The following is a 2,559-nucleotide window of genomic DNA, read 5'->3' on the forward strand; positions in this document are numbered from 1 at the left end:
GCGGGCCGACGCCGTCTTCCCAATTATAGGCCGAGACGAAATTGCCGCCGGGATAGCGACAGTATGGCGTGTCAAGATCACGCACCAGATCGAGGACATCCTGGCGGAATCCATCCTCATCGGCCGTCGGGTGTCCGGGCTCATAAATGCCCCCGTAGATCGCCCTGCCGAGATGCTCGAGAAATGAACTGTAGAGCCTGGAGTCAATGGTCGCGATGCGGAAATCGCGGTGAACCACAACGTTCGTCTTCAACGGATCCTCCCGTTTATATATCAGATATTTTGTTTTCTTGCCTCTAACTTGATATCAGGAATGTTGTTCTGTCAACCAAGTTGCGACTTTAATCATACTAATATGGATTTCAGAAAAAAGTGTCTAATTACAGTTACTTGGTAGACTTTATCGGTCGTCGAAACTGGAAAGAATCGTGGGATTTAAATCAAGATTTCCGATTTTGATTTTTCAGACGTGTAGCCGCATGATGATATCGCGGCCGTGATTTCCGAAGCCGCGACCGAAAATATTGACGCCGCCGGTATGGCCGGCATTCTCCGCGATGCCGACCCGGAGCCGGATGGAGGAATGCTGGGCAAGCGCGAGATCGCTGAGCGTGACATTCGATGCGGCGATACCGTCGATGAAGGTCCCGCGCGTGGAGATGCGCCAAGTCTTCATCATCCCATATTGCGAGCCCTCGAGCTTCCACCATGCCGGCGTGAAGGCGCCGCGCTTGTCGCCATAGTCGCCGGGCGACGTCCAGGTTCCGATGGCCATTCCATTGACCCAGAGAGTTATATCCGACGGCCAGTCCGGATTGGTGCCCGGCACCTCGGACGACAGCTCCAGCGAGAACTCTATGGCGCGGATATCCTTGTTCAACACCTTGGCGTTGTTGGGGAATTTATATTCCACATATCCCCTGCCGAACCAGACGAGCCCGGCCTGCATGCGTTGCGGATCGAGGAAATAGTCGGGCACATCGAGCGGGCCGATGAYGCTCTCGGTGGAGCAAAGACCGCACGGCGCATGGACGTCACAACTGGTGTAGAGCCYCACCGGCATCTCGACTTCGATAATATTGTTGGCCCTTTGGGCCGCACTTTCCTCGAAGCTGATCAGAATTTCGCTGTAGATCGCCGAGCAGATCTTCTGATTTCCCTTCCGGGCCTTAGTCAGCTGGGAATCCACCAGCCGGGCGTCTTCCAAAATCTGGATTCCGGTGGCGACAGTCGATTGAGGAAGAGAAAGGGCACGCGCGATATCGTTGATATTCATTGGTCCCTTGGCGCAGAGCAGCTTGAGCATCTCCAGCCGCGCCGGCGCCGAAAGCGCGCGTATCGCATCATTATTCTCGCCGGCGGCAATCGTCAAAAACGAGCGTTCCATCATTCCCCCACCATTTCCGATGAAATGATGTATATCTGAAATTATGATACATCAAGTGGGAATGCGTCGACGGGTTTGATTGTTATTGTTGAGAAAGACGTCATTGGTCCTGGGCATTTCTTAAAATTCCAGGCGTCCTAATGCCCGGTCGCCTCGGACTGCAGATCGGCATCGGTCAGGGTTCTGAGGAAGGCGACGATGTCGTCGATTTCGGGATCGGTGAGGGCAGGCGCGTCGCCCGGCTTCCTGCCGAAGGGCGGATCCTGGTTGAGGTTATCCCAATAGGCCTGCGGCAGGTCGTCATATTTCCGAACCGTGCCATCTGAATTTTTCGGATACCAACGGCCGGGATCGTTGTCGCGCGTCGCATAGAAGGAGACGACGTCGCGCAGCGAGTGGAAATAGCCGTTGTGGAAGAAGCTCTGCTTCAGCGCGACATTGCGCAGCGTCGGGGTGCGGAACAGACCGCAATATTCGCCGCGTCCGGCAAAGTCGGTGCGTTGGGGACCGCAGAGACCGAGATCATGATAGTTCGGATCGTTGTTGGCCGGGATCGCCATGTTGCGCGGTGCGGCAAGCCCGAGGAAGCCGAAATCGGAAAATTGCGGCGGCTCGCCGTCATTGGCGGGCTCGCTCAGATGACAGCTCGAACAGTTGCCCTTGGCCGGATCCTCGAACAGCTGGCGCCCGTGCAGTTCCTGCGCTGTCAGCGTCGCCTTGCCGGCGAGAAAGGCGTCGTAGCGGCTGGAATAGGGATAGAAATCCGGGGCGCTCTGTTCAAAGGTGGCGAGCGCCTCGGCGGCGGCATCGAAGGCATCCTGAGGATTGTCGAACGCCGTCTCGCCGAATGCCGCCTTGATGTCGTCGGCATAGGCGGCCTTGCGCAGCTTCGCCACCACTTGGGCCGCATCCTTGTTGCTCATCTCGAAGGGCGAGAGCAGCGGGATCTTCGCCTGATCGGCGCCGTGATCGACCCGGCCGTCCCAGGTCAGGCCGCCCGTCGGGCCGTTGTCGACGCTTTCATCGCCCTCGTCCTCGGAATCGTAATAATGCTCGGTGAAAGCAGGTACCGATTGCAGATAACGCAGCGTCGGAACGGYGCGCAAACCCGGCTGGTCCAGATGTTCGCCGCCCATTTCGACTGGCGTCGCCGATGCCGGGCCGAAGGCATG

At 57.4% G+C, this 2,559-nt stretch carries 2 protein-coding genes and 1 pseudogene; all 3 read right to left on the bottom strand.

The features are described from left to right. A pseudogene (locus AC1D1Z_RS36155) lies at positions 1 to 253 on the bottom strand (alpha-N-arabinofuranosidase); the annotation flags it as partial. Positions 254 to 463: 210 nt separating this feature from the next. Further along, on the bottom strand, positions 464 to 1,390 hold the full coding sequence (locus AC1D1Z_RS36160; RefSeq protein ID WP_477853611.1) for an ArsR/SmtB family transcription factor: 927 nt from the start codon (positions 1,388 to 1,390) through the stop codon (positions 464 to 466). 134 nt (positions 1,391 to 1,524) lie between these two features. After that, a partial coding sequence (locus AC1D1Z_RS36165) for a cytochrome-c peroxidase (RefSeq protein WP_477853613.1) occupies positions 1,525 to 2,559 on the bottom strand: 1,035 nt, incomplete at its 5' end.

It is taken from the genome of Rhizobium sp. P1_E1 (genome assembly GCF_056406015.1).